The sequence below is a fragment of the Pseudomonas sp. WJP1 genome (assembly GCF_028471945.1).
Lineage (GTDB): Bacteria > Pseudomonadota > Gammaproteobacteria > Pseudomonadales > Pseudomonadaceae > Aquipseudomonas.
Window position 1 is genome coordinate 56,235 of sequence record NZ_CP110128.1, and the last position, 24,625, is coordinate 80,859.

Here is a 24,625-nt window from a genome sequence, read left to right on the forward strand (position 1 = left end):
TACAGGCAAAAAAAACCCCGGACTTCTATGGGGAGGGGGAAGTTCCGGGGTTCAAGTTCTAGACCGCTAGGGCGGGGTCCAGATATCTGCCAACACTTAACACAACATAGGAGCATCGAAGGGCTTCACCAGCCATTCAGTAAATCTGAGTGGCTGGGGCCAGATTAGTTCAGTTTTTTTTCAGAAGCTTTGGAATAACCCCAAGCGCCTTTTGGTCTAAGCAGCCCTCGAGAGCTCTGCTGCGGCATCATGCCGCAGCAGAGTCTGCACTCAGTGCGCCTCGTCCCAGTTATTGCCCACCCCGACTTCCACCAGCAATGGCACATCCAGTTTCGCCGCACCGCTCATGTGCAGGCGAATCTCAGCGCTGACCTGTTCGACCAGGTCCTCGCGCACTTCAAGTACCAATTCATCGTGCACCTGCAGGATGACCTTGGCGTCCAGGCCTGACGAGGTTAGCCATTCATCCACGGCCACCATGGCTTTCTTGATGATGTCGGCCGCCGTGCCTTGCATCGGCGCGTTGATTGCCGTGCGTTCGGCGGCGGCACGCTCTTGCGGCTTGTTGGAATTGATCTCCGGCAGGTACAGGCGCCGCCCGAAGAAGGTTTCCACGTAGCCTTGATCCGCCGCCTGGGCGCGGGTGCGGTCCATGTACTCACGAACGCCGGGATAACGGGCGAAGTAGGTATCGATATAGGCCTTGGCGGTCTTGGTATCGACGCCGATGTCCTTGCCGAGTTTCTGCGCACCCATGCCGTAGATCAGGCCGAAGTTGATCGCCTTGGCGCTGCGCCGCTGGTCGGAGGTGACCTGGTTGAGTTCGACCTTGAACACTTCGGCAGCGGTAGCGGTGTGCACGTCCAGGTTATTGCGGAAGGCATTCATCAGGCCTTCATCGCGGGAAAGGTGCGCCATGATCCGCAGTTCGATCTGCGAATAGTCGGCAGCCAGCAGCTTGTAGCCTTTCGGAGCGACGAAAGCCTGGCGGATGCGTCGCCCTTCCGCGGTGCGCACCGGTATGTTCTGCAGGTTCGGGTCGCTGGACGAGAGACGCCCGGTGGACGCCACGGCCTGGTGATAGGAGGTGTGGATGCGTCCGGTGCGCGGATTGATCTGTTCCGGCAGACGGTCGGTGTAGGTGCTTTTGAGCTTGCTCATGGAACGGTATTCCATCAGGACCTTGGGTAGTCGATAGTCGTCCTCGGCCAGCTTGGCCAGCACTTCTTCGGCGGTGGACGGCTGGCCCTTGGCGGTCTTTTTCAGCACCGGCAACCCGAGCTTCTCGTAGAGGATCACGCCGAGCTGCTTGGGTGAGCCCAGGTTGAATTCCTCACCGGCAATCTCGAAGGCTTCACGCTCCAGCGCCACCATCTTGTCGCCCAGTTCGATGCTCTGCACGCCCAGCAGGGCAGCATCCACGAACGCGCCCTGGCGTTCGATACGTGCGAGCACCGGCACCAGGGGCATCTCGATGTCGGTCAGCACGCTGGCCAGGGTCGGGATGGCGGTCAGCTTCTCGAACAAGGCCTGGTGCAGGCGCAGGGTGATGTCTGCGTCCTCGGCCGCGTAAGGCCCGGCCTGCTCCAGCGCAATTTGATCGAACGTCAGCTGCTTCACGCCTTTGCCGGCGATGTCCTGGAAGCTCACGGTGGTGTGATCCAGGTACTTCAGCGCCAGGCTGTCCATGTCATGGCGGGTGGCCGTGGAGTTGAGCACATAGGACTCAAGCATGGTGTCGAAAGCGACGCCGCGCACGGTGATGCCGTTTGCCTGATCGCCACCAATGGCGCAGTTGGCCAGGATGTTCATGTCGAACTTGGCGTGCTGGCCGACCTTGAGCTTGTTCGGGTCTTCCAGAATCGGCTTGAGGGCGCGCAGGACGGTGTCGCGATCCAGTTGATCGGGCACGCCGATGTAGGAGTGGGTCAACGGGATGTAGGCCGCTTCGTTGGCTTGCACCGCAAACGACAGGCCCACCAATTGCGCCTGCTGCGCGTCGATGCCGGTGGTTTCGGTGTCGAAGGCGAGCAGTTTGGCGTTTTTCAGTTTATCCAGCCAGACGTCGAATCGCGCTTGGTCGAGGATGGTCTCGTAACGGGCTTCCGGCGTGGCCGGCGGCACCTCGGCTTCGGTTTCGGCTTCGGTGGCACTGAACAGATCGACTACTGGCTCAGGCTTGGGGGCAGCAGCGCTCAGTTCAAGACGTTTGGCGTCCCGATCAAGATCGTTCAGCCAGCTTTTGAATTCCAGCAGGGAATAGAGCTCGTAGAGTTTGGCCGGATCATCCGGGCCCATTTGCAAGTCGTCCAGGCCAATGTCCAGCGGCACATCGACCTTGATGGTCGCCAGTTGATAGGAGAGGAACGCCATCTCCTTGTGCTCTTCGAGCTTGGCTGGCAGGGTCTTGGCGCCGCGAATCGGCAGGGTGGGGACAATGTCGAGCTGCGCGTAAAGCTCGGTCAGGCCGCCATTTACACCCACCAGCAGGCCGGAAGCGGTCTTTGGACCTATGCCCGGAACGCCTGGAATGTTGTCGGAAGAATCGCCCATCAGTGCCAGATAGTCGATGATCTGCTCGGGAGCGACGCCAAATTTCTCCTTCACGCCGTCTACGTCCATGCTGCTACCGGTCATGGTATTGACCAAGGTAATGTGGCCGTCGACCAGCTGCGCCATGTCCTTGTCGCCGGTTGAGATGACCACCGGGCGATCGGCCGCCGCGCTGCTGCGTGCCAGCGTGCCGATCACGTCATCGGCCTCGACGCCTTCAACGCACAGCAGCGGGAAGCCCAGGGCGATCACGCTTTGATGCAGGGGTTCGATCTGCACACGCATGTCATCGGGCATGCTCGGCCGGTTGGCCTTGTATTCGGCGTACATGTCATCGCGAAATGTCCCGCCCTTGGCGTCGAACACCACGGCGAAGGGACTGTCCGGGTACTGCTTGCGCAGACTCTTGAGCATGTTCAATACGCCCTTGACCGCGCCGGTAGGCAGGCCTTTGGACGTGGTCAGCGGTGGCAGCGCGTGAAAGGCGCGGTACAGGTAAGAAGAACCGTCCACCAGGACGAGGGGGGCTTGGCTCATGAGCAGGATCAACCTTTTCGGCGGGTCCGGCGCTAGAATAGCGGGACCGTTGACGACAAAGGGACAAGGTTATCATGCGCACACTAAATCGCCTGTTGCTGGCTGGGTTGTTTGCAGTCACTCCGTTGGCCGTCATGGCGGCGGACGATGCGCCATCGCCAGATCCGGAAGTAACCATTCGCACGGAAGGCGACAAAACGATTCAGGAGTACCGTCAGAACGGTTTTCTCTACGCCATCAAGGTCACACCTTCGGTGGGGAAACCGTACTTCCTGGTTCGTGCGGATGGATCGGACGGTAACTTCATTCGCTCGGATTACCCGGATATGCTGATCCCGGCATGGAAGATTTTTGAGTGGAAATAGTTTCTTAATATTAATCGGCGCTGGCTCAATATCGGCGCCCGTACTGGCAGTTTAAATATGTCTGTGTTCACCCCCCTGGCTCGGCCCGAGCTGGAAGCTTTTCTCGCCCCTTATGGCCTCGGCCGCCTGCTTGATTTCCAGGGGATTGCCGCCGGTAGCGAAAACACCAATTTCTTTATCAGCCTGGAGCAGGGCGAATTCGTCCTGACCCTGGTCGAGCGCGGCCCGGTCCAGGAGATGCCGTTCTTCATCGAATTGCTCGACGTGCTGCACGAAGCCGACCTGCCGGTGCCTTACGCGCTGCGCACCACCGACGGCGTCGCGTTGCGCGAGCTGGCCGGCAAGCCTGCGTTGTTGCAACCGCGCCTGGCTGGCAAGCACATCAAGCAAGCCAACGCACAGCATTGCGCGCAAGTAGGCGAGTTGCTTGCCCACCTGCACCTGGCCACCCAGGGAAAGATGATCAAGCGCAAGACCGATCGTGGCCTGGACTGGATGCTGGAAGAGGGCACGCAATTCCTGTCGCACCTCAATGCAGGGCAGAAAGCTTTGCTGGAGCGGGCGCTGGAAGAAATCACCCAGCAGAAAGAGAAAATTCTGGCGCTGCCTCGGGCCAACATCCACGCCGACCTGTTCCGTGATAACGCGATGTTCGAAGGCACGCACCTGACCGGGCTGATTGATTTCTACAACGCCTGCTCGGGGCCGATGCTCTACGACGTGGCGATTGCCCTGAACGACTGGTGTTCCGACGATGACGGCTTGATCGACGGTCCACGGGCGCGGGCGTTGCTGGGGGCTTATGCTGCGTTGCGACCATTTACCGCCGCCGAGGCCGAGTTGTGGCCGACCATGCTGCGGGTGGCGTGCGTGCGCTTCTGGTTGTCACGGTTGATCGCGGCGGAGTCGTTTGCCGGACAGGATGTGTTGATTCACGATCCGATGGAGTTTGAGCAGCGTTTGGCGCAGCGGCAGACAGTCAATACGCCATTGCCTTTCGCCCTCTAAACATTGTGGCGAGGGGATTTATCCCCGTTGTGCTGCGAAGCGGCCCCAAAAAGAGGGACTGCTGCGCAGTCCAACGGGGATAAATCCCCTCGCCACAGGTTATGGGTTGTTACAACGACTCCAGACACCCCGCCAAATCATTCCCCAATTTCTCCAGCACCTGCTCATACCCCTGAGCCGTCGCTGGCGTATAGCCGCCCAGCGCATCCAGCTCTGCCAGTTTCACCGGCAGCCCGGCCACCAGGGTTTCCGCCAGGCGTGGGCGCAGCGGTGGTTCACTGAATACACAGGTCTTGCCGACTTCCTGCAACCGCGCACGCATTGCTGCGACGTGCTGGGCGCCGGGTTGCACCTCGGCTGCAACACTGAATACACCCGCGTGCTTGAGGCCGTAGGCGTCTTCGAAGTAGTCGAACGCTTCGTGGAACACGAAGTAAGGTTTGCCTTCAATACCGGCCAGACGTTTCTTCAGGCGTGCATCCAGCGCATCGAGACGTTCGTCAAATGCCTTCAGGTTGCTCTGGTAGCGCGCCGCGTTGGCCGAGTCGGCTGCACTCAGGTCCGCAGCCATTTTCGCCGCGATCACCCGGGCGTTGACCGGCGACAGCCACAAATGCGCATCCAGGGTGCCCGGACGGTGATCGTGGTCGTGTTCGTCGGCTTCTTCGGCGTGGGAGTGGTTATCTTCGGCGAAATGTCGCAGCTTCAGGCCAGGAAGCTCCTGCACGGCGACGCTCGGCAGCGTACGACCATTGAGCACCCGCGGCATGAAACCTTCCATGTCCGGCCCGATCCAGTACAGCAGGTCCACCGATTGCACCTTCCGTACGTCGGATGGGCGCAAGGCATAGTTATGCGGCGAGGCGCCGGGTGGCAGCAGGACTTCCGGGATCGCCACGCCATCCTGTACGGCAGCGGCGATCAGCTGTAGTGGCTTGATACTGGTGAGGACCTTGACCTCGGCTTGCGCCGAGCCGATCAGCAGAAAACTGGTGAAAATTGCGACAAAGATGGAAAAAAGTCGGGACACGATGACCACTCGAAGAGGCGAGAACGGGTAACATAATAACGTCTCTCACAAAACTCGTCGCCGCTCATGCCTAAAACACCGATTGCCAGCCGTCCCCACGACCACTCACATTGCGTTCACAGCGCACTGTCTGAGGCCGATGCCTTGTGCGCGCGCCAGGGTTTGCGCCTGACCGCATTGCGTCGGCGCGTGCTGGAACTGGTGTGGCAAAGCCACAAACCCTTGGGCGCCTACGACATTCTTGCGGTGCTTAGCGAGCAGGATGGCCGCCGAGCGGCGCCACCGACCGTTTACCGCGCGCTGGATTTCCTGCTGGAAAACGGCCTCGTACACCGAATCTCCTCGCTCAACGCCTTCATCGGTTGCAATCATCCGGAGCACGCCCACCAGGGTCAGTTCCTGATCTGCCGTGAATGCCACGCCGCCATCGAACTCGAACAGAAATCCATCAGCGACGCGATCATCGTCAGCGCCAAGGACGTCGGGTTTGTCGTCGAAGGCCAGACCGTCGAAGTGATCGGTCTCTGTTCGGGCTGCCAGGGGGCTTGATGAGCAACGCGCTGATCCGCCTCGAGCAGGTTGCCGTCACGTTTGCCGGGCAACCTGTGCTGGATAACATCGAACTGAGCGTAGAGCCCGGGCAGATCGTGACCCTGATCGGCCCTAATGGCGCTGGCAAGACGACCCTGGTGCGCGCCGTGCTCGGCCTGTTGAAGCCCGACAGCGGCAGTGTCTGGCGCAAGCCGAAACTGCGGGTCGGCTACATGCCGCAAAAGCTGCATGTCGACCCGACCCTGCCGCTCTCGGTGCTGCGCTTCTTGCGCCTGGTGCCGGGCGTGGACCGCGCGATGGCTTTGGCCGCGCTCAAGGAAGTCGGTGCCGAGCAAGTGATCGATAGCCCCGTGCAAAGTGTTTCCGGCGGTGAAATGCAACGCGTCCTGCTGGCCCGGGCCTTGTTGCGCGAGCCTGAACTTCTGGTGCTCGACGAGCCGGTACAAGGCGTCGACGTGGCCGGCCAAGCCGAACTCTATAGCCTGATCACCCGCCTGCGAGACCGTCATGGCTGCGGTGTGTTGATGGTTTCCCACGATCTGCACCTGGTGATGAGCACCACCGACCAGGTGGTTTGCCTGAATCGCCATGTCTGCTGCTCCGGCCACCCCGAGCAGGTCAGCGGCGATCCGGCTTTCGTCGAACTGTTCGGAAAAAACGCCCAAAGCCTGGCGATTTATCACCACCACCACGACCACGCCCACGATTTGCACGGCTCGGTGGTCAAGGCGCCCGCGTCGGGCCATAACCATGTTCACGGAGATAGCTGCAAGCATGGCTGATTTTCTGCTCTACGCCCTGCTTGCAGGTCTGGCTCTGGCGGTTGTGGCGGGCCCCTTGGGCTCCTTCGTGGTCTGGCGGCGCATGGCCTATTTCGGCGACACCCTGTCCCACGCGGCATTGCTGGGCGTGGCGCTGGGCTTTCTGCTCGATGTCAGCCCGACGGTTGCAGTCACCGTCGGCTGCTTGCTGTTGGCGGTGCTGCTGGTGACCTTGCAACAGCGCCAGCCGCTGGCCTCCGACACGCTTTTGGGAATTCTCGCGCCCAGTACCCTCTCTTTAGGCCTGGTGGTACTAAGCTTCATGCACGAAGTGCGGATCGACCTGATGGCCTATCTGTTCGGTGACTTGCTGGCGATCAGCCCGACCGACCTGGCGTGGATCCTCGGTGGCAGCGCCGCGGTGCTGGCGTTGCTGGTGACGTTGTGGCGGCCACTGCTGGCAATCACGGTGCACGAAGAGTTGGCGAGGGTCGAAGGGCTGCCGGTGGCGGGGTTGCGCCTGGCGCTGATGCTGTTGATTGCCGTGGTGATTGCCGTGGCGATGAAAATCGTCGGTGTGTTGCTGATCACCTCGTTGTTGATCATTCCGGCGGCTGCGGCACAACGTCATGCCCGCTCACCGGAGCAGATGGCACTGGGCGCCAGTGTGCTGGGCATACTCGCGGTGTGTGGCGGACTGGCGCTGTCCTGGTTCAAGGACACCCCGGCGGGCCCGTCGATTGTAGTGGCGGCCGCCGCGCTGTTTCTGCTGAGTTTTGTTCTGCCCCGTAGAGGGGTGTAGACTTGCTCGTTTTTTGCGCAAATAGAGAGTCGCAGGAATGAAGTCGTTCGCCTCCCGTTATCTGCTCCTTGTCGCATTTTCTTTGCTGCTGGGCGCTTGCCAAAGCACGCCACCGGCAACCCCCGAGGTCCCGGATGCGCGGGCCACGGCCATTGCACAGCTGGAACAAAGCCTGGCCAGCAGCGATTTGGCCACGGCCGAAGGGCAATTGGCCGCGTTGCAGGCCGAGTCCCCCAACGATCAATCCCTTGAGCAATACCAGCGTCAACTGGCCGAAGCCTATCTGCTGCGTAGCCAGATCGTGCTGCAAAAAGGCGACGTAAACGCTGCTGCCACCGCACTGGCCCGGGCCCGGGTCTTGATGCCTAAAGCGCCTGCGCTTACCGGGGGCGTCAACGGCGCCATCGCACAAGCCCGCAAGGCTGAGCTGGAAAAAGCCGAAGCAGACCTCAAGTCCGCCGAAGCCAAGCGTAAAGCCAAGGTCATTGATCCGGAGGCGGAAAGCACCACGGTGAAGCTTAAAATCACCGATATGGGGAAAATGCGTCGTCAATTGGATGCTATTGCCGCCGATGTGGTGAATTTTCAGTGCGACGTGAGCATTCAGGTGCCGCGTACCGATGATTATCCATGGGTGGCTAACTTGCTGACCAAGCGGGTGAAGAAGCTTGATCCGCAATTTGACCTGAATCTGGAGCGGCAGATTCTGCGCAGCGTTCCGGCGCAGGTTGTTCTTAGCCCTCGCAAGCAGCCTTAAAAGCTTCGCGAGCAAGCCCGCTCCCACATTGGTTCTGCGTCGAGCACAGATCCAATGTGGGAGCGGGCTTGCTCGCGAAGGCGTCCTCACATTTAACAAATAACCTAAGCCGGAATCGCCTTGGCCTTGGGCTCCCTGTCCCAAACCCGATGCTGCCCGATCGCCGCAAAAAACGCTTTGGCCAACTTCGCATCCGTGCCGACGATCAACCCCGCATCAACCTCCAGCTTCAACACATCCAGCAACTGCTTCGCCTCGCCGTGTAGCGCGATCGCTTTCAAATGTTTGTAAGCCTCCAGCACGTAATGCAATGCCACCCCGTCAGTGCTCAGCGCCTTGATCGAGGCCGCACCTCCAGGCACGAATACCGCATCGAATGCCACTGAAGGCAAGCCTTCCATGGACGCATCCACCGGCAACGATTTGCCATCGGAGGTCTTCACCGGCGCCGAGGTCGGGCCGAGCAATTTGGCATGGGCCCCTTCAGCTTCCAGCGCTTTCTTCATGGCATCGATTGCTGCGCCGTCTACGCCATCGGCAGCCAGGATCGCTACTTTGCGGGTTTTGATATCGCCTGGCAGCAGGTTGGCCTGACTCAGGGCCGGCGAGCGGTCCAGGGACGTTTTTGGTACATCGATGGTCCCCGCTTTCGGCACCGCAAGTCCGAGGTTCTGTGCCACCCGCTTGGCCAGCTCCAGATCGATGTTGGCCAGGATTTCATTCACTTCCCTTGCCCGAATGAACTCACGCTCAACCTTGCCCAGCTCGAAGCTGTACGCGGCGATGATGTGTTCTTGCTCATGTTTGCTCATGCTGTGGAAAAACAGGCGTGCCTGGGAGAAGTGGTCGCTGAACGATTCGCTGCGCTGACGGATCTTGTTGGCGTCGATGCGCTCGGCGTAACTCTCGAAGCCGCCATCTTGCGCTGCGGGCGGCGTTTCTTTCGGCCAGCCGCCATCGATAGAGTTAGGTTCGTAGGCCGCACGACCCTTGTCGATGGTGGTGCGGTGCAGCGCATCCCGCTGGCCGTTGTGCAGGGGTGAAATCGTTCGGTTGATTGGAATCTCGTGAAAATTCGGGCCACCGAGTCGGCTGATCTGCGTGTCGGTGTAGGAAAACAGCCGGCCCTGCAGCAGCGGATCGTTAGAGAAGTCGATCCCCGGCACGATATGCCCCGGGCAGAACGCGACCTGCTCGGTTTCGGCGAAAAAGTTGTCCGGATTGCGGTTCAACACCATCTTGCCCAGCGGGGTGATGGGTACGATCTCTTCAGGTATGAGCTTGGTGGGGTCGAGGATGTCGAAATCGAAGGCGTGTTCGTTTTCTTCCTCCACCACCTGCACACCCAGCTCCCATTCCGGATAGTCACCCATCTCGATGGCCTCCCAGAGATCGCGACGATGGTAGTCGGTGTCTTTTCCCGCAAGCTTTTGTGCTTCATCCCACACCAGCGAACAGGTACCTGCGGCAGGGCGCCAGTGAAACTTGACGAAGCGCGATTTTCCTTCGGCATTGATCATGCGGAAGGTGTGAACCCCAAAGCCCTGCATGCTGCGCAGGCTTTTGGGGATCGCCCGGTCGGACATGGCCCAGATCACCATGTGTGCCGATTCCGGCTGCAACGAAACAAAGTCCCAGAAGGTGTCGTGGGCCGAGCCGCCGGTGGGTATTTCGTTGTGGGGTTCGGGTTTTACCGCGTGGACGAAGTCAGGGAACTTGATGGCGTCCTGGATGAAAAACACCGGCATGTTGTTGCCCACCAGATCGTAAATACCTTCATCGGTGAAGAACTTCACGGCGAAGCCTCGTACATCACGCACGGTATCGCCTGACCCGCGAGGCCCCTGCACCGTGGAAAAACGCACGAATACCGGGGTCTTTTTACCGGGGTCCTGTAGGAATCCGGCTTTGGTCAAGACGCTGTGTTTTTCATAGCTCTGGAAGTAACCATGGGCACCCGTCCCGCGGGCATGAACGATGCGCTCGGGAATGCGTTCATGGTCAAAATGCGTGATCTTTTCACGCATGATGAAATCTTCCAGCAGCGACGGCCCACGGGCGCCGGCTTTCAAGGTGTTCTGGTTGTCCGCCACCTTCACGCCCTGATTGGTGCGCAAGGCCTGGCCGGTGGCGTCGGAGCGGAATTTTTCCAGGCTATCAAGCTTGGCGTTGGTGTTATTGCGGTCCAGGGTATCGGTCCCGGCCAGGTCGCTCTTTGGCGCGGCAGGCTTTTTAGTACTCATCAGGCGTGACTCCTCGGCTGAATTCGAGTTGCCTAAGTAGTGACTGATGGCGTTTTTAGCCGTTCCTTTTATCTGACCTTTGATCGCGTTATTGCCAAATGACTGGTCGAATGCGAAATAAATGCTAAGAACTGCTATACGGACAGGCTAAAATGCGCGCCCGGCTAACCGCTGACCCTTTTCCAACGCGCCCCACAAGGTTCGCTACGTGATCGAGTTTCAAAACGTCCATAAAACCTACCGCGTCGCCGGTAAGGATATTCCCGCCCTGCATCCGACCAGTCTGACGATTGAAAATGGTCAGGTCTTTGGTCTGATCGGCCATTCCGGTGCGGGAAAAAGTACCCTGCTGCGTCTGATCAATCGCCTGGAAAACTCCAGCGGCGGCAAGATCATCGTGGACGGCGAAGAAGTCACCGCGCTCGACGCCAACGGACTGCGCCGTTTCCGTCAGCAGGTCGGAATGATTTTCCAGCACTTCAACCTGCTGGCGTCCAAGACCGTTGCTGACAACGTTGCGTTGCCGCTGACCCTGGCCGGTGAATTGTCCCGCCGCGACATCGATCAGCGCGTGGCCGAGTTGTTGGCCCGGGTCGGTTTGTCCGATCACGCCAACAAGTATCCGGCGCAGTTGTCCGGTGGCCAGAAACAGCGTGTCGGCATTGCCCGCGCCCTGGCGACCAAGCCGAAAATTCTGCTGTGCGACGAAGCCACCAGTGCACTGGACCCGCAGACCACGGCGTCGGTCCTGCAGTTGCTGGCCGAGATCAATCGCGAGCTGAAGCTGACCATCGTGCTGATCACCCATGAAATGGACGTGATCCGCCGGGTCTGCGACCAGGTAGGCGTCATGGACGCTGGCGTGATCGTCGAGCAAGGTTCGGTGGCAGAGGTGTTCCTGCATCCGAAGCACCCGACCACCAAGCGCTTCGTGCAAGAAGACGAGCAGATCGACGAAAGCGAACAGCGTGACGACTTCGCTCACGTGCCAGGCCGCATCGTGCGTCTGACCTTCCAGGGCGAAGCGACCTACGCACCCCTGTTGGGTACCGTCGCGCGGGAAACCGGTGTGGACTACAGCATCCTGGCCGGTCGTATCGACCGCATCAAGGACATCCCTTACGGGCAACTGACCCTGGCGGTGACCGGCGGTGACATGGAAGCGGCTTTCGCACGCTTCACCGCAGCGGACGTCCACATGGAGGTGCTGCGCTAATGGAAGCCCTGACAAGTTTCTTCGCCAACATCGACTGGTTCGAAATCTGGTTGGCCACTGGCGATACCTTGCTGATGCTTGGTGGTTCACTGCTGTTCACCGTATTGCTGGGCCTGCCGCTTGGCGTGCTGCTGTTCCTCTGCAGCCCGCGTCAGTTGCTGGAAGCCAAAGGCGTCTACGCGATGTTGTCCCTGGTGGTGAACATCCTGCGTTCGCTGCCGTTCATCATTCTGTTGATCGTGATGATTCCGTTCACCGTGTTGATCACTGGCACGTCCCTGGGCGTCGCCGGTGCAATCCCGCCGCTGGTGGTGGGTGCCACGCCGTTCTTCGCGCGACTGGTGGAAACCGCCCTGCGCGAGGTGGATCGCGGGATCATCGAAGCGACCCAGGCCATGGGCGCGACGACGCGGCAGATCATCACCAATGCCTTGCTGCCCGAAGCCCGCCCGGGCATTTTCGCGGCGATTACGGTGACGGCGATTACACTGGTGTCCTACACGGCAATGGCCGGTGTAGTCGGTGCCGGTGGCCTGGGTGACCTGGCGATCCGGTTCGGTTACCAGCGTTTCCAGACCGACGTGATGGTGGTCACGGTGGTGTTGCTGCTGGTGCTGGTGCAGGTCCTGCAAACCGTCGGCGACAAGCTGGTTGTGCATTTTTCTCGGAAATAAAAAGTTCTCGTAAATGACAAATGAGCCGGCCATTCGCTGGCAGGCGCCAGACGGGCGCCTCAAATGGAGTTAGCTGAATGAAAAAACTACTCGTTGCGTTCGCTGCCGTTGCAGCCTTTTCCGCCCACGCCGCCGACACCCTGACTGTCGCCGCTACTCCGGTGCCGCACGCGGAAATCCTCGAGTTCGTGAAGCCGGCCCTGGCCAAAGAAGGCGTCGACCTGAAGGTCAAGGTCTTCACCGACTACATCCAGCCGAACGTGCAGGTTGCGGAAAAACGCCTGGATGCCAACTTCTTCCAGCACCAGCCGTACCTGGATGAATTCAACAAGGCCAAGGGCTCTAACCTGGTCTCGGTTGCCGGTGTGCACCTGGAGCCTCTGGGCGCTTACTCCAGCAAGTACAAAACCCTGGAAGAGCTGCCAAGCACCGCCACCGTGGTGATCCCGAACGACGCCACCAACGGCGGTCGTGCATTGTTGCTGCTGGCCAAGGCCGGTGTGATCAAGCTGCAGGATTCGAACAACATCCTGTCGACGGTCAAGGACATCACCGAGAACCCGAAGAACCTGAAGTTCCGTGAACTGGAAGCCGCGACCATCCCGCGCGTGCTGACCCAGGTCGACCTGGCGCTGATCAACACCAACTACGCGCTGGAAGCCAAGCTCGATCCGGCCAAGGACGCACTGGTCATCGAAGGCAGCGACTCGCCTTACGTGAACATCCTGGTCGCTCGTCCGGACGACAAGGACAGCGAAGCAATGAAGAAACTGGTGGCTGCCTTGCACAGCCCGGAAGTGAAGGCCTTCATTCTCGAGAAGTACAAAGGCGCGGTCGTGCCGGCGTTCTGATTGGCTGAAAGCAACGAAAAAGGGGACGCCAAGTGCGTCCCCTTTTTTGTGCCCATGGACTCGTCCTGAATAAGGTTTACACCTTCTGACCCATTCTCAGGATGGAGTTATGAATACGGGACACCTGCTCAATGACCAATGGCTACGACTGCTATCAAAATGCTTTGGCCGAATGTGTGAATGGGATTGTGAAAACCGTGTTATTGCTGCATCGCCCCAAAGATTTTTCAGAAGCCATCCAGATGGTGAATGAGTCGGTGCAAATCTATAACAACGAGTGGCCTAAAAACACGGACCTTGAAGGAATCCGGTTTGCCGGTGATGGCGATTTCAAAGACGGCATCGCCGGCAAGCCGGGCTCCTACAAGGTTTTGTCAGTTTTACTATCAGTTCTGCTAGTAGACAGTGCGGTGAGTATTGCCGAAGCTGAGCCATCCCAACAGATATCCTCATAGGGGTCGCTCATGATCAGTAATACTCGAGATGTTATATGCAGATATCACTACGATGCGTTGGATCGATTGGTCGGAACGAAGACTGCGAACGATGAGGAACTCCGACGTTTTTATTGCAGAAAACATTTGATAACTGAAATTCAGGGCGTAGTTAAGCGGTCGATATTTCAACAGAACGACTTTCTGCTCGCGCAAAAAAACAAAACGGTCGGCGCCGACCAGACATCATTAATTTTGACAGATCAAATGCGGTCGGTGTTGCAGGCAGTTAACGGCGGTCCATCCGTTCCAATTGTCTATTCGCCTTACGGCCATCGTTCAGATGAAGTTGCAATGCTCAGCCTGTTAGGGTTCAACGGCGAACGGGCTGACCCCATTACTGGATATTATTTCTTGGGTAATGGCTATAGGGCGTTCAATCCGATGTTGATGCGTTTTAATAGTTCGGATAGTGCAAGCCCATTCGGAAAAGGTGGGCTGAACTCGTACGCTTATTGTTCTGGGGACCCAGTTAATCGATTTGATGAAAACGGACATAATTTTCTTCGGAAACTGTTCGGGTTACAATCAAAGCCCAAAACATATAAAATTGTGCACCCCAAACCATTGGTAAAACTTTATCATGAAAATTTCGAAAGTACTCGGCACTTGGCGCCGGAGGAAGTGATACGCCGTGTGCAAGATGCCAAAGGTATTGATTATTTGAGCGCAGGTGATAAAGCGAAATTTGTATTCACTAAAAATAGGGAGTTAATTTTAGGAAAAATCCCTAAATACAATCAAGATTGGCACGGAATACATTATGTTCATCATGGTAGTTTGGTCGCGAATGAGCGTAGTTCGAAAGTTCTGGCTGCTGGATATTTGTATGTGGACGAGGGAGGGGGTATCGCAATAAGTAACAAGTCTGGTCACTACAAGCCGGATTTTGAATCGATTTATATGGTTAGGGACTATATTGAAGACAATGGCATAGCGAAGGAGGTCAAGTTGATTAGCTGGAACAAAAAAGATGACCTTTGAATGTTGCTGCCTCGTTTACGTCGACTTGCCGGCGATGGCGATTTCAAGGCCGCCATCGTCGGAACGCTGCTCGCAGCAAGCCGGCTTCCTACAAACTGTGCGTCATTAATCGTGTTTGAGCATCACCGGCAACTGCGCCACCAGCTTTACGTTATTCAACGGCGCCCGAATGAACCCGCGCTGGGTGCCGTCCGGGCCTATCACCGCGAGGTTACCGCTGTGGTCGACCGTGTAGTTTGGCTTGCTGGTATCGGCCGGAATGAACGGAATACTCACGGCATTGGCAACTTTCTGCAGTTCTTCTACCGACGTTGCCGTCAGGCCGACAAACTGCGGATCGAAGTAGCCCAGGTACTGCTTGAGCTGCTTGGGCGTATCGCGGTGCGGATCGACACTGACCAGCACGATCTGCAACTTGTCCACAGCCTCGGGCGGTAATTCGCTCTTGATCTGACGCAGCTGGGCAAGGGTGGTCGGGCAGATGTCCGGGCAGAAGGTGTAGCCGAAGAACAGCAGGCTCCACTTGCCTTTGAGCTCGTTGATCGCCACCGGCTTGCCATCCTGATCGGTCATCTTCACATCCGGCAGATTGCGGCTTTGCGGCAGGAGAATGATGCCAGCGTCGATCAGTGCCGTCGGATCGCCCTGGCCTTTGCCGGAGAGCACTTTGTTGATGGTCAGGCCCAGGACCAGCGCGATCAGGGCGACAAGGATGAAGACGGTTTTCTGGGTTCGGGTCATAGGTTCAACAATAAGTAGTGGTCAACGAGCAGGGCGATGAACAGCAGGAACAAGTAGTAAATAGAGTACTTGAAGGTGTTGATCGCCGCGTGCGGCCGAGTGCCACGGTACAGCACCACGGCCCATTGCAGGAATCTGGCGCCAAGACCGATGGCGCAGACCAGGTAGAGCAAGCCGCTCATGTGGATCACGTAGGGCATCAGGCTGACGGCCAGCAGCGCGCAGGTATAAAGCAGGATGTGGATTTTGGTGTAGTGCTCGCCGTGGGTCACCGGCAGCATCGGGATGTCGGCCTTGGCATATTCCTCCTTGCGATGAATCGCCAGCGCCCAGAAGTGCGGCGGGGTCCAGGCGAAGATGATCAGTACCAGCAGCAGTGGTTCGGCGCTGACGTGGCCGGTGGCGGCGGTCCAGCCGAGCAGCGGCGGAGCGGCACCGGCCAAGCCTCCGATGACGATATTTTGCGGCGTCGCACGCTTGAGGAATCCGGTGTAGACCACTGCGTAGCCGAGCAAGGAGGCGAGGGTCAGCCACGCCGTCAGCGGATTGGTGAAGGCCAGCAACAAGGCCTGGCCGAGCAGCGCCAGCACCAGGGCAAAGGTCAGTGCAGCGGCAGGAGACACCCGGCCTTCGGCCAGCGGACGCTTGTGGGTACGTGCCATGACCGCATCGATCCGCCGGTCCACCACATGGTTGACCGCTGCCGCACCGCCCGCACACAAGGCAATGCCCAGGTTACCAAACACCAGCACGGTCCACGGCACTCCGGCGCGCGTCGCGAGGAACATCCCCACCAGCGAAGTGATGAGCATCAGCACCACCACTTTTGGTTTGGTCAGCTCCAGATAGTCACGCCAGATCGCCTGGCTGGGACGTTCGCCGATCAGAATCGCCACGGCATCTCTCCTTTTATTGTTATGGGCCCGGCTGAGTGTTTACGCGGGCTGAAACGCCAGCGTGTCGGCTGCTTGACCCGAACCAGGCTGGTCCGGGCGTGGTAATTGACCAGCACCATCGTCAGCAACAGCGCTGCACCCCCGGCGTTGTGGGCGACGGCAATCGGCAACGGCAGGTGCAACAGCACGTTGCTGATGCCCAGGGTGATTTGCGCCGCGAGGGCGATCAGCACCAACCCGGCGAGTCGCGTCATGCCGACGACTTTCAGTTGCCAGGCGAGGCCGAGCAGCACCAGGGTCACCAACAACGCGCCGATTCGGTGGGTCAGGTGAATGGCGGTGCGGGCATCGCTGTCCAGTTGCCCGCCGAGGTAGTTCGGGCCGATGTGCTGGGTCAGGTGAAAGCCGTTGGCGAAATCGGCCGGTGGCAGCCATTGACCATGGCAAGTCGGAAAGTCGATGCAGGCCACGGCGGCGTAGTTGGAGCTGACCCAGCCACCCAGGGCGATTTGTCCGATGACCAGCAACAGCCCCGCGGTCGCCCAGTACTGCAGGCGTCGCGGCACCGTGAGTGCGGGCAACACGCCGGACAGGCGCAAGGTCAGCAGAAACAGCAGGCTCAAGGTCGCAAAGCCGCCAAGCAGGTGCCCGGTGACCACTTGCGGCCAGAGCTTGAGCGTCACCGTCCACATGCCGAACGCCGCTTGGGCGAACACCACTGCCAGCAGGAACAACGGCAGCTTCACCGGTTGCCCAGGATGCCGGCGATGGACCCAGGCCCGACCGGCCAGCACCGAGATCAGCAGCCCCAGCGTGCCGGCGAAGTAGCGGTGGATCATCTCGTTCCAACCTTTATGGGCTTCTACCGGCGTGTCCGGGAAATGCAATTCGGCATGGGCCAGTTGCGCTTCGCTTTTGGGCACGCTGATAAAGCCGTAGCAGCCAGGCCAGTCTGGACAGCCCAAGCCTGCGTGGGTCAGGCGGGTATAAGCACCGAGCAACACCACAATCAGTGCCAGCAGGGTGGCAAACAGTGCGAGGCGAAATCCAGGCTTGGCCATGACGATGCCCTTATCCGATGTTCGACAGTTTCAACAGATGCCGCAGGTCATTGAGCAGATCCTTGCCTTTGACTGACGGGTCGTAGCGCAACACCAGATTGCCGTGGGGGTCGATGATCCACAGGTGTGGAGAGTCATTGCTCTGAGCGCCTTTGGTGTAGGTCGGCAAGTCCAGTGGATAGCGCTGCAACTGCGGGTACTCGCGTTGAAGTTTAGTCTCGTAATCACTGCTCAGCGGCTGCGTGACCGCCAGTGCGTGACTGGCGCGACCGGCATCGCGACCCAGGCCGATCTGGATTTGTCGCGCCAGATAAACCAGTTGCTGGCAGTCCACCGAACACTCTTTCGGTGCCGTCACCAGCAACTGCCAGCGGTCTTCCTGTGCCTGTACGCCAAGTTCGGCGCGGCTTTGTCCGTTGCCAATCAGTTCGCCGTGATAACTGCGACCTTCCGGCACCCAGAAATTCAGTTTGTACATGCCGGTGGCCAGGATCATCGGACCGACCACCCCCAGCACAATCAGCAGTAACTGCAACCGTCCCTTGCGTCGGTTCACCGGCGCTTTTGCCTCAGACATGCTGGGTGGATTCATGGCCGCTCCCATGGTGTTTCTCCTTTGCGTTGTGCCAGCCGAGGTAGAGATAAAGACCGAACAGGGCGATCGACATGGCGAACCACTGCACGGCATAAGCGATATGTTTTTCCGGGCCCGTGGCAACCACTGGCCAATCAGCCTGGTAAGTCGCAGGTCCGGCTTCTGCGCGTAATTCGTAGGCAAAGCCTTCACGGCCCAGGGCTGTCCAGAGTGCGTTGGGGTCAATGGCCGTCAGCAATTTTGGCCAGGTGCTGGTGCTTGGGTCGGCGTGAAGCTGGAAGGTCGCACCGGGCGAAACGTAGACCCATGCATCGAGACTCAAGGCATCGGTCGGTGTGGTGAATTGCGGTGGCGTCCGGCGGTCGGGCCATGGCAGCCAGCCGCGGTTGACCAGCAGCCACAGCCCGGTGGCCTGATCCTGAAACGGTTGCAGCAATTCGACCCCGACCTTGCCGCCGCGCTGGCGGTTATCCAGCAACAGGCTGTGCGCGGCGTCGAACTGGCCGTGCAGGTGAATCCGTCTGAAGGCCGGGTCTGCGGTGTGTTGCAGCTCGGTGCTGGCCATCGGTTCTGCGGCCCGGCGTTCGGTGTAGCTTTGCAGCAGCGCGCTTTTCTCCGCGCCCCGGCTTAATTGCCAGAACCCGAGCGACACCAGCAGGGGCAGCAACAGCGCTACCACCAATGTCGGAATGATGCCCGGCCGAAAGCGCTTCATGGCGTCGCCAGAAAGTCGGTCATCGCGATAGCTATACTCAGATGCATCGCTTGTCCCCCCGGAGTCTCACCATGCTCAAAGCAGCCATCGTCCTGATGCTGATTGCCACGGTTGTCAGCCTGTTCAGCGGCCTGTTTTTTCTGGTCAAGGACGACAGCAGCTCGAACCGCCTCGTCATTGCCTTGAGTGTTCGTGTGGCACTGGCCGCTATCACCGTCGGCTTGATCGCCTGGGGTTTTTTCAGCGGCCAGCTTGTCTCTCACGCGCCTTGGTAACGGTAGGAGCGAGCATGCTCGCTCCTACAGCACATAGACAAAAACGAACAGCCCGATCCACACCACATCCACGAAGTGCCAGTACCAACTCGCCGCCTCGAAACCGAACTGATGTTCGCTGTCGAAGTGCCCGCGCATGACCCGCATCAGCATCACGAACAGGATGATGGTGCCGATGGTCACGTGGGCGCCGTGGAACCCGGTAAGCATGAAGAACGTGGCACCGTAGATGCCCGAACCCAGGGTCAGGCCCAGTTCGTTATAGGCATGCATGTACTCTTCGGCCTGAAAGCCGAGGAACGCAACGCCCAGCAGCACCGTGAGCGCCAGCCAGATTTTTAGCGCGCCGCGATGGCCCTTTTTCAAGGCATGGTGGGCGATGGTCACGGTGACGCTGGAGCTCACCAGTATCACGGTATTGAGCAGCGGCAATCCCCAGGGGCTGATGACCTCCTTCGGTGGTGGGAACAGCTTGGAATCGGGGTTGTTCAGCAGTGGCCAGGTCCACTCGAAGGCTGGCCACAGCATGTGGGCGAGGCCTTTGGTGCCTTCACCGCCGAGTGCCGGGCCGGAGACGTGGCGCACATAAAACAGTGCGCCGAAAAAGGCGATGAAGAACATCACCTCCGAGAAAATGAACCAGCTCATGCCCCAGCGGAACGAGCGATCCATCTGCGCGCTGTACAGGCCGCCGCGACTTTCCTTGATCACCGTACCGAACCAGCCAAAGAGCATGTAGGCCAGCAACAGGCCGCCGACGAAAAAGATCAACGGGCCGTGGGATTCCGGCCGCGCCGCTTTCAGATCGTTGAACCAGGTGGCCAGGCCGAACACCGTGACGAACATCCCGACCGTAGCGATGATCGGCCATTTGCTCTGGGCCGGAACGTAATAATGTTCATGAGTTGCCATTTATTGTTCTCCTTATCGGGCACGCTCAACCGCCAGTATTTACTGCGACCGGTGGATGTCGGGCGGTGATATCGAACAGCGTGTAGGACAGCGTCAGGTGCTTCACATCCTTGGGCATGTCGCGGTCAACGATGAAACGTACCGGCATCTCGATCCGTTGACCGGGCTGCAGCACTTGTTGGGTAAAGCAGAAGCATTCGGTCTTGTGGAAGTACGCCGCCGCGGCGCTGGGCGCGATGCTTGGCACCGCCTGGGCGCTCATCGGGCGATCGGTAGGGTTGTGCGCGATGAAGATCATCTCGTTCACCGCCCCGGGGTTGGCCGTCAATTCGTCGTGCTTGGGATAGAAGTCCCAGGACATGTCGGCGGAATTGGTCGACAGGAACTGCACGCGAACCTGCCGCGAGGTATCGACCGTTTGTTCGCCCTCGTACTGCCCGGCAGTCTTGCCATTGATACCGAATGCCTTGCACATCACGTCGTAGATCGGCACCAGGGCAAAGCCGAAGATAAACATCGCTACCACCACCAGTAACAGGCGGGTGACCAGTTTCTTCATCGAAATCGAGTCAGCCATGATTCGAACCCTCAACACCAAACCCTGTGGGAGCGGGCTTGCCCGCGAAGCAGGCGCCGCGGTCTGACAGGAGCACCGCGTTATCGTTCTTCGCGAGCAAGCCCGCTCCCACAAAGGGTCGAATGTTCATTTCACTTCCGGCGGCGTGGTGAAGGTGTGATACGGCGCCGGTGACGGAATGCTCCATTCCAGGCCTTCAGCCCCATCCCACGGTTTGGCCGGTGCTGGCGGGCCGCCGCGAATGGTCTTGATAACGATGAACAGGAAGAAGATCTGCGTTGCACCGAACATGAACGCACCGATCGAGGACACCATGTTGAAGTCGGCAAATTGCAGGTTGTAGTCCGGAATCCGCCGCGGCATGCCAGCAAGGCCGACGAAGTGCATCGGGAAGAAGGCCATGTTCATGCCGATGAACGACAGCCAGAAGTGCAGCTTGCCGAGGGTTTCGTCGTACATGTGGCCGGTCCACTTCGGCATCCAGTAATAAGCCGAGGCGAAGATCCCGAAGATCGCCCCCGGTACCAGCACGTAGTGGAAGTGTGCGACCACGAAGTAGGTGTCCTGGTACTGGAAGTCCGCCGGGGCGATGGCCAGCATCAGCCCGGAGAAGCCGCCGATGGAGAACAGGATCACGAACGCCACCGCGAACAGCATCGGCGTCTCGAAGGTCAGCGAACCCTGCCACATGGTACTGGCCCAGTTGAACACCTTGACCCCGGTGGGCACCGCGATCAGCAACGTGGCGTACATGAAGAACAGCTCGCCCACCAGCGGAATGCCGACCACGAACATGTGGTGCGCCCAGACGATGAACGACAGGAAGGCAATAGATGCCGTGGCGTAGACCATCGAGGTGTAGCCGAACAGGGGTTTGCGCGAGAAGGCCGGAATGATCGAGCTGACGGCACCGAAGGCCGGCAGGATCATGATGTACACCTCGGGGTGGCCGAAGAACCAGAACACATGCTGGAACAGCACCGGGTCACCGCCACCGGCGGCACTGAAGAAGCTGGTGCCGAAGTGGATGTCCATCAGCATCATCGTCACGCAACCGGCCAGTACCGGCATCACCGCGATCAGCAGGAACGCGGTGATCAGCCAGGTCCAGACGAACAGCGGCATTTTCATCAGCGTCATGCCGGGGGCGCGCAGGTTGAGAATGGTGGCGATCACGTTGATCGCACCCATGATCGAACTGATCCCCATCAAGTGGATGGCGAAGATGAAGAACGTCACGCTTTCCGGTGCATAGGTCGTCGACAGCGGCGCGTAGAACGTCCAGCCGAAGTTGGGGCCACCGCCGGGGGTGAACAGGGTCGAAACCAGCAGGATGAACGCCGCTGGCAACAGCCAGAAGCTGAAGTTGTTCATCCGCGGCAGCGCCATGTCGGGTGCGCCGATCATCAGCGGGACCATCCAGTTGGCGAGGCCGACAAAGGCCGGCATCACCGCACCGAAGACCATCACCAGGCCGTGCATGGTGGTCATCTGGTTGAAGAATTCCGGCTGGACGATCTGCAGCCCTGGCTGGAACAGTTCGGCGCGAATCACCATCGCGAACGAGCCGCCGAGCAGGAACATGGAAAACGCAAACCACAGGTACAGCGTACCGATATCCTTGTGGTTGGTAGTCAGCACCCAGCGCATCAGGCCTTTGGCGGGGCCGTGGGCGTGCTCGTGGGCGGTGCCGGTCTGAACATGGTCATCGACTACAACAGTCATGTCCTGTCTCCTGCAAGCAGATGGGCTGGGCAGGTCGGGGCGTGATGCACCGACGGGTTCCTTGGGTGCGCAATAGACCGGGTCATTTGCTTTCCGCCTGTTTCAGCTCCAGCACTTCCTTGGGAGTGACCATGTCGCCCTTGTTGTTGCCCCAGGCGTTACGCTCGTAGGTCACGACCGCTGCGATATCGACTTCCGACAGTTGCTTGCCGAACGCCGCCATGGCGGTGCCAGGCTTGCCATGGAAGACAATGCTCAGGTGATCCTTGATCGGTCCGGTGGCGATTTTCGAGCCCTTGAGTGCCGGGAACATGGGCGGCAAACCCTGGCCTTCGGCCTGGTGACAGGCCACGCAGGTGGTGTGATAGACCTTGTCGCCGCGCTCCTTGAGCTCGTCGAGGGTCCATTCCTTGCTGGTCAGCTCCTTGAGTTGCGCCGCTTCGGCCTTGCGTTCAGCCAACCATTTTTCGTAATCGGGCTTGTCCTTGACCTCGACCACGATCGGCATGAACCCGTGATCCTTGCCGCACAGCTCGGCGCATTGGCCGCGGTAGACGCCGGGTTTTTCGACACGGGTCCAGGCTTCGTTGACGAACCCCGGGATCGCATCGCGCTTGACCGCGAAGGCCGGTACCCACCAGGAGTGGATTACGTCGGCGGAGGTCACCAGGAATCGCACCTTGGCGCCGATCGGAAGCACCAGGGGCTTGTCGACCTCGAGCAGGTAGTGCTCGCTCTTGGCTTCCTTGTTGTGGATCTGATCGGCGGGAGTGGCCAGGTTGCTGAAGAACTCAACGTCCTGGCCCAGGTACTTGTAGTGCCATTTCCACTGATAGCCGGTGACCTGGATATCGATATCCGGCTCACTGGCGTCGTACATCTTGATCAGGGTGGCAGTTGCCGGAACCGCCATGGCCACCAGGATGATGAAGGGCACGATGGTCCAGAGGATTTCGACGGTGGTGCTTTCATGAAATTTTGCCGCCACCTGCCCGGTAGAGCGGCGGTGCAGGATCATCGACCAGAACATGGCACCAAAGACGATGATGCCGATCACTACACAGATCCAGAAAATGGTCATGTGCAGGTCAAACACAGCGTGACTGATTTCAGTCGCTCCAGGCGCCATATTCACAGTCCAGGCCGCTTGCGCCTGACTGAAAATCGACCACAACAGGAGGCCCATCCAGACATGTGGATGTCGCATCATTGCGGGTTCCCCTTATCGTTCTTTTTATCCCGCCGGCTTTCACCTGCGGCAAGGGAGCGGCTGCATCAGACTACGAACTTGAATCGCCGGGCCTTGCTGCATTGCAGTCGGGCGTCATCAGCTAACTCCATTCCAACCCGAGTATAGACAGCGACTCTCACCTCGCAATGTGCTGGCGTAAATCATGTGAAACAGCATTAACTTGCATTGCAGGGCACGAATGGAGAAGGATGCAGACGAGTGGTGGCGAACCGATATAACGGAGGCGTCTCAAGGATGAAACAATTATGACAAATGCGTCTTAGCATTTTTCGTATGCCAGCTAAGTTATGTCTTCCCTATTTCATTGCCTTGTTTCCTGGAGTTTTCATGAACACCGCCGCATTGCGCGAGCAGATCCAAAAAGCCCGACAACACGAAGCCGAGACCGGCCTGCTGACCCGTCAGCTGGAAACCCAACTGCCTCATCTACACCGCGCGATTCAGTTACCGGAGGCTGATGCCAACGGCGTACTGGCGCGTTTTGTCGCCGCCTATATTGATGAAGTGCCAGACCTGCTGGATGCAGCCAATGAAGTCGCCAGGGAAGCGGGCATCGAGTCACAGATCAAACCGGTGCTGAAAATCGCCGAACAGTACTTCCTCCAGCCGCCGGCGATCATGGCCGGGCACGAAGGGCTCGACAGCCTTTTGGACGAGGCCTATCTGGCGCACCGGTTCGTCGAAGAGGTCAACGACCTGTACATCAAGCATCTTGGCCAGCCACTGATCCCCTTGGACATGACTGTCGCCAACCTGATTGCTCACCAGTTGATCGGTGAGGAATTTGCCAACCAACTGGACGAGGCGGTGCATCACGCTGTGGACGAAATGCTCAACGACGACAGCTTTGCGCTGGAGTCGGTCGAAGCCTACCGCGAGAAACTTAGCAGCCCGGACACTGGCGCCGCTTGGAAGCGCTGGCCCTGCATGTCCCGCCGACTGGGCGTGGGCCTGGATCTGGAACAGCCGGTGGCGTAGGTCCGCATTACCCTTGTAGGAGCGAGCATGCTCGCGATTGACGACAACGATTACGCGGGTATCCTGACACC

At 59.0% G+C, this 24,625-nt stretch carries 24 protein-coding genes and 1 pseudogene; 13 read left to right on the forward strand and 12 right to left on the reverse strand.

Annotation, left to right across the window (positions count from 1 at the left end; translation table 11 throughout):
• Positions 1–270: 270 nt before the first annotated feature.
• Positions 271–3,090 (reverse strand): DNA polymerase I, encoded by a 2,820-nt coding sequence (gene polA, locus OH720_RS00260; RefSeq protein WP_272604123.1) that lies wholly within the window; start codon positions 3,088–3,090, stop codon positions 271–273.
• Between the two features lie 74 nt (positions 3,091–3,164).
• Here polA and OH720_RS00265 point away from each other — a divergent pair, with 74 nt between their 5' ends.
• Positions 3,165–3,455 carry a DUF2782 domain-containing protein gene (locus OH720_RS00265; RefSeq protein ID WP_272604124.1) on the forward strand — a complete coding sequence of 97 codons (291 nt, stop codon included), beginning with the start codon at positions 3,165–3,167 and terminating at the stop codon, positions 3,453–3,455.
• A gap of 57 nt (positions 3,456–3,512) precedes the next feature.
• Positions 3,513–4,463, forward strand: coding sequence for a homoserine kinase (locus OH720_RS00270; protein WP_272604125.1), 951 nt, complete (start codon positions 3,513–3,515; stop codon positions 4,461–4,463).
• Positions 4,464–4,572: 109 nt separating this feature from the next.
• On the opposite strand, the gene OH720_RS00275 is transcribed toward OH720_RS00270, so the two are convergent.
• Positions 4,573–5,493 carry a zinc ABC transporter substrate-binding protein ZnuA gene (locus OH720_RS00275; RefSeq protein WP_008064709.1) on the reverse strand — a complete coding sequence of 307 codons (921 nt, stop codon included), beginning with the start codon at positions 5,491–5,493 and terminating at the stop codon, positions 4,573–4,575.
• Positions 5,494–5,559: 66 nt separating this feature from the next.
• Here OH720_RS00275 and zur point away from each other — a divergent pair, with 66 nt between their 5' ends.
• The 4 genes from zur to OH720_RS00295 are packed head-to-tail and all read left to right on the forward strand — an operon-like array spanning position 5,560 to position 8,365.
• Positions 5,560–6,042 (forward strand): zinc uptake transcriptional repressor Zur, encoded by a 483-nt coding sequence (gene zur / locus OH720_RS00280; RefSeq protein WP_272604126.1) that lies wholly within the window; start codon positions 5,560–5,562, stop codon positions 6,040–6,042.
• The gene (gene znuC, locus OH720_RS00285) at positions 6,042–6,827 is read left to right on the forward strand and encodes a zinc ABC transporter ATP-binding protein ZnuC (RefSeq protein WP_008064713.1); all 786 of its coding nucleotides are present in this window, start codon (positions 6,042–6,044) and stop codon (positions 6,825–6,827) included. The genes zur and znuC overlap by 1 nt, the downstream gene beginning before the upstream one ends.
• Positions 6,820–7,608: a zinc ABC transporter permease subunit ZnuB gene (znuB, locus tag OH720_RS00290; protein WP_008064715.1), complete on the forward strand. Its 789-nt coding sequence runs from the start codon at positions 6,820–6,822 to the stop codon at positions 7,606–7,608. Before znuC ends, znuB begins: the two co-directional genes overlap by 8 nt.
• A 37-nt stretch (positions 7,609–7,645) precedes the next feature.
• Positions 7,646–8,365: a PA5502 family lipoprotein gene (locus OH720_RS00295; protein WP_272604127.1), complete on the forward strand. Its 720-nt coding sequence runs from the start codon at positions 7,646–7,648 to the stop codon at positions 8,363–8,365.
• A gap of 104 nt (positions 8,366–8,469) precedes the next feature.
• Here OH720_RS00295 and katE read toward each other — a convergent pair whose 3' ends face one another.
• Complete coding sequence (katE, locus tag OH720_RS00300; RefSeq protein WP_272604128.1) at positions 8,470–10,608, reverse strand: catalase HPII; 2,139 nt, start codon at positions 10,606–10,608, stop codon at positions 8,470–8,472.
• Positions 10,609–10,816: 208 nt separating this feature from the next.
• Between katE and OH720_RS00305 the strand changes: the two genes are divergently transcribed.
• The 5 genes and pseudogenes from OH720_RS00305 (at position 10,817) to OH720_RS00325 (ending at position 14,827) form a co-directional block, all read left to right on the forward strand.
• The gene (locus OH720_RS00305) at positions 10,817–11,824 is read left to right on the forward strand and encodes a methionine ABC transporter ATP-binding protein (RefSeq protein ID WP_272604129.1); all 1,008 of its coding nucleotides are present in this window, start codon (positions 10,817–10,819) and stop codon (positions 11,822–11,824) included.
• On the forward strand, positions 11,824–12,498 hold the full coding sequence (locus OH720_RS00310; RefSeq protein WP_008002212.1) for a methionine ABC transporter permease: 675 nt from the start codon (positions 11,824–11,826) through the stop codon (positions 12,496–12,498). Before OH720_RS00305 ends, OH720_RS00310 begins: the two co-directional genes overlap by 1 nt.
• 77 nt (positions 12,499–12,575) lie before the next feature.
• On the forward strand, positions 12,576–13,349 hold the full coding sequence (locus tag OH720_RS00315) for a MetQ/NlpA family ABC transporter substrate-binding protein (protein WP_272604130.1): 774 nt from the start codon (positions 12,576–12,578) through the stop codon (positions 13,347–13,349).
• A gap of 125 nt (positions 13,350–13,474) precedes the next feature.
• Positions 13,475–13,633 (forward strand): annotated as a pseudogene (locus OH720_RS00320) (integrase core domain-containing protein); the annotation flags it as partial.
• A gap of 180 nt (positions 13,634–13,813) precedes the next feature.
• Positions 13,814–14,827: an RHS repeat-associated core domain-containing protein gene (locus OH720_RS00325; protein ID WP_272604131.1), complete on the forward strand. Its 1,014-nt coding sequence runs from the start codon at positions 13,814–13,816 to the stop codon at positions 14,825–14,827.
• A gap of 105 nt (positions 14,828–14,932) precedes the next feature.
• Here the strand turns inward: OH720_RS00325 and OH720_RS00330 are convergent, their stop codons facing one another.
• Genes OH720_RS00330 through OH720_RS00350 form a run of 5 tightly spaced genes read right to left on the reverse strand, consistent with a single transcriptional unit; the run spans position 14,933 to position 18,835 of the window.
• The gene (locus tag OH720_RS00330) at positions 14,933–15,568 is read right to left on the reverse strand and encodes an SCO family protein (RefSeq protein WP_272604132.1); all 636 of its coding nucleotides are present in this window, start codon (positions 15,566–15,568) and stop codon (positions 14,933–14,935) included.
• Positions 15,565–16,464, reverse strand: a complete 900-nt coding sequence (gene cyoE, locus OH720_RS00335; RefSeq protein WP_008064733.1) for a heme o synthase — start codon at positions 16,462–16,464, stop codon at positions 15,565–15,567. Before cyoE ends, OH720_RS00330 begins: the two co-directional genes overlap by 4 nt.
• Entirely contained in the window at positions 16,452–17,525 is a 1,074-nt protein-coding gene (locus OH720_RS00340) for a COX15/CtaA family protein (RefSeq protein WP_008064734.1), read from the reverse strand. The genes cyoE and OH720_RS00340 overlap by 13 nt, the downstream gene beginning before the upstream one ends.
• Before the next feature lie 10 nt (positions 17,526–17,535).
• Positions 17,536–18,129: a hypothetical protein gene (locus tag OH720_RS00345; RefSeq protein WP_272604133.1), complete on the reverse strand. Its 594-nt coding sequence runs from the start codon at positions 18,127–18,129 to the stop codon at positions 17,536–17,538.
• Positions 18,095–18,835: an SURF1 family protein gene (locus OH720_RS00350; protein WP_180202009.1), complete on the reverse strand. Its 741-nt coding sequence runs from the start codon at positions 18,833–18,835 to the stop codon at positions 18,095–18,097. The genes OH720_RS00345 and OH720_RS00350 overlap by 35 nt, the downstream gene beginning before the upstream one ends.
• 71 nt (positions 18,836–18,906) lie before the next feature.
• Between OH720_RS00350 and OH720_RS00355 the strand changes: the two genes are divergently transcribed.
• Complete coding sequence (locus OH720_RS00355) at positions 18,907–19,110, forward strand: twin transmembrane helix small protein (RefSeq protein ID WP_008064738.1); 204 nt, start codon at positions 18,907–18,909, stop codon at positions 19,108–19,110.
• A 24-nt stretch (positions 19,111–19,134) separates the two neighbouring features.
• Here the strand turns inward: OH720_RS00355 and OH720_RS00360 are convergent, their stop codons facing one another.
• The 4 genes from OH720_RS00360 to coxB all read right to left on the reverse strand — a co-directional run bounded on the left by OH720_RS00360 (position 19,135) and on the right by coxB (position 23,534).
• Positions 19,135–20,022, reverse strand: a complete 888-nt coding sequence (locus OH720_RS00360; protein WP_272604134.1) for a cytochrome c oxidase subunit 3 — start codon at positions 20,020–20,022, stop codon at positions 19,135–19,137.
• 25 nt (positions 20,023–20,047) lie between these two features.
• Positions 20,048–20,599, reverse strand: a complete 552-nt coding sequence (locus tag OH720_RS00365) for a cytochrome c oxidase assembly protein (RefSeq protein WP_272604135.1) — start codon at positions 20,597–20,599, stop codon at positions 20,048–20,050.
• 126 nt (positions 20,600–20,725) lie between these two features.
• Entirely contained in the window at positions 20,726–22,324 is a 1,599-nt protein-coding gene (gene ctaD, locus OH720_RS00370) for a cytochrome c oxidase subunit I (protein WP_008064745.1), read from the reverse strand.
• An 82-nt stretch (positions 22,325–22,406) separates the two neighbouring features.
• A complete protein-coding gene (coxB, locus tag OH720_RS00375) occupies positions 22,407–23,534 on the reverse strand; it encodes a cytochrome c oxidase subunit II (RefSeq protein ID WP_272604136.1) in 1,128 nt (375 codons plus the stop codon).
• 369 nt (positions 23,535–23,903) lie between these two features.
• Here coxB and OH720_RS00380 point away from each other — a divergent pair, with 369 nt between their 5' ends.
• Positions 23,904–24,554 carry a hypothetical protein gene (locus tag OH720_RS00380; protein ID WP_272604137.1) on the forward strand — a complete coding sequence of 217 codons (651 nt, stop codon included), beginning with the start codon at positions 23,904–23,906 and terminating at the stop codon, positions 24,552–24,554.
• Positions 24,555–24,625 lie beyond the last annotated feature (71 nt).

Excerpts from the sequence above, each read along its gene's own strand:
- OH720_RS00295 (WP_272604127.1), top strand. The coding sequence starts at position 7,646 with ATGAAGTCGTTCGCCTCCCGTTATCTGCTCCTTGTCGCATTTTCTTTG.
- polA (WP_272604123.1), bottom strand. The coding sequence starts at position 3,090 with ATGAGCCAAGCCCCCCTCGTCCTGGTGGACGGTTCTTCTTACCTGTAC.
- OH720_RS00325 (WP_272604131.1), top strand. The coding sequence starts at position 13,814 with ATGATCAGTAATACTCGAGATGTTATATGCAGATATCACTACGATGCG.
- OH720_RS00345 (WP_272604133.1), bottom strand. The coding sequence starts at position 18,129 with ATGGGAGCGGCCATGAATCCACCCAGCATGTCTGAGGCAAAAGCGCCG.
- OH720_RS00330 (WP_272604132.1), bottom strand. The coding sequence starts at position 15,568 with ATGACCCGAACCCAGAAAACCGTCTTCATCCTTGTCGCCCTGATCGCG.
- OH720_RS00340 (WP_008064734.1), bottom strand. The coding sequence starts at position 17,525 with ATGGCCAAGCCTGGATTTCGCCTCGCACTGTTTGCCACCCTGCTGGCA.
- OH720_RS00265 (WP_272604124.1), top strand. The coding sequence starts at position 3,165 with ATGCGCACACTAAATCGCCTGTTGCTGGCTGGGTTGTTTGCAGTCACT.
- coxB (WP_272604136.1), bottom strand. The coding sequence starts at position 23,534 with ATGATGCGACATCCACATGTCTGGATGGGCCTCCTGTTGTGGTCGATT.
- OH720_RS00380 (WP_272604137.1), top strand. The coding sequence starts at position 23,904 with ATGAACACCGCCGCATTGCGCGAGCAGATCCAAAAAGCCCGACAACAC.
- OH720_RS00270 (WP_272604125.1), top strand. The coding sequence starts at position 3,513 with ATGTCTGTGTTCACCCCCCTGGCTCGGCCCGAGCTGGAAGCTTTTCTC.
- OH720_RS00315 (WP_272604130.1), top strand. The coding sequence starts at position 12,576 with ATGAAAAAACTACTCGTTGCGTTCGCTGCCGTTGCAGCCTTTTCCGCC.
- OH720_RS00360 (WP_272604134.1), bottom strand. The coding sequence starts at position 20,022 with ATGGCAACTCATGAACATTATTACGTTCCGGCCCAGAGCAAATGGCCG.
- znuB (WP_008064715.1), top strand. The coding sequence starts at position 6,820 with ATGGCTGATTTTCTGCTCTACGCCCTGCTTGCAGGTCTGGCTCTGGCG.
- OH720_RS00365 (WP_272604135.1), bottom strand. The coding sequence starts at position 20,599 with ATGGCTGACTCGATTTCGATGAAGAAACTGGTCACCCGCCTGTTACTG.
- OH720_RS00310 (WP_008002212.1), top strand. The coding sequence starts at position 11,824 with ATGGAAGCCCTGACAAGTTTCTTCGCCAACATCGACTGGTTCGAAATC.
- znuC (WP_008064713.1), top strand. The coding sequence starts at position 6,042 with ATGAGCAACGCGCTGATCCGCCTCGAGCAGGTTGCCGTCACGTTTGCC.
- katE (WP_272604128.1), bottom strand. The coding sequence starts at position 10,608 with ATGAGTACTAAAAAGCCTGCCGCGCCAAAGAGCGACCTGGCCGGGACC.
- OH720_RS00355 (WP_008064738.1), top strand. The coding sequence starts at position 18,907 with ATGCTCAAAGCAGCCATCGTCCTGATGCTGATTGCCACGGTTGTCAGC.
- ctaD (WP_008064745.1), bottom strand. The coding sequence starts at position 22,324 with ATGACTGTTGTAGTCGATGACCATGTTCAGACCGGCACCGCCCACGAG.
- OH720_RS00350 (WP_180202009.1), bottom strand. The coding sequence starts at position 18,835 with ATGAAGCGCTTTCGGCCGGGCATCATTCCGACATTGGTGGTAGCGCTG.
- zur (WP_272604126.1), top strand. The coding sequence starts at position 5,560 with ATGCCTAAAACACCGATTGCCAGCCGTCCCCACGACCACTCACATTGC.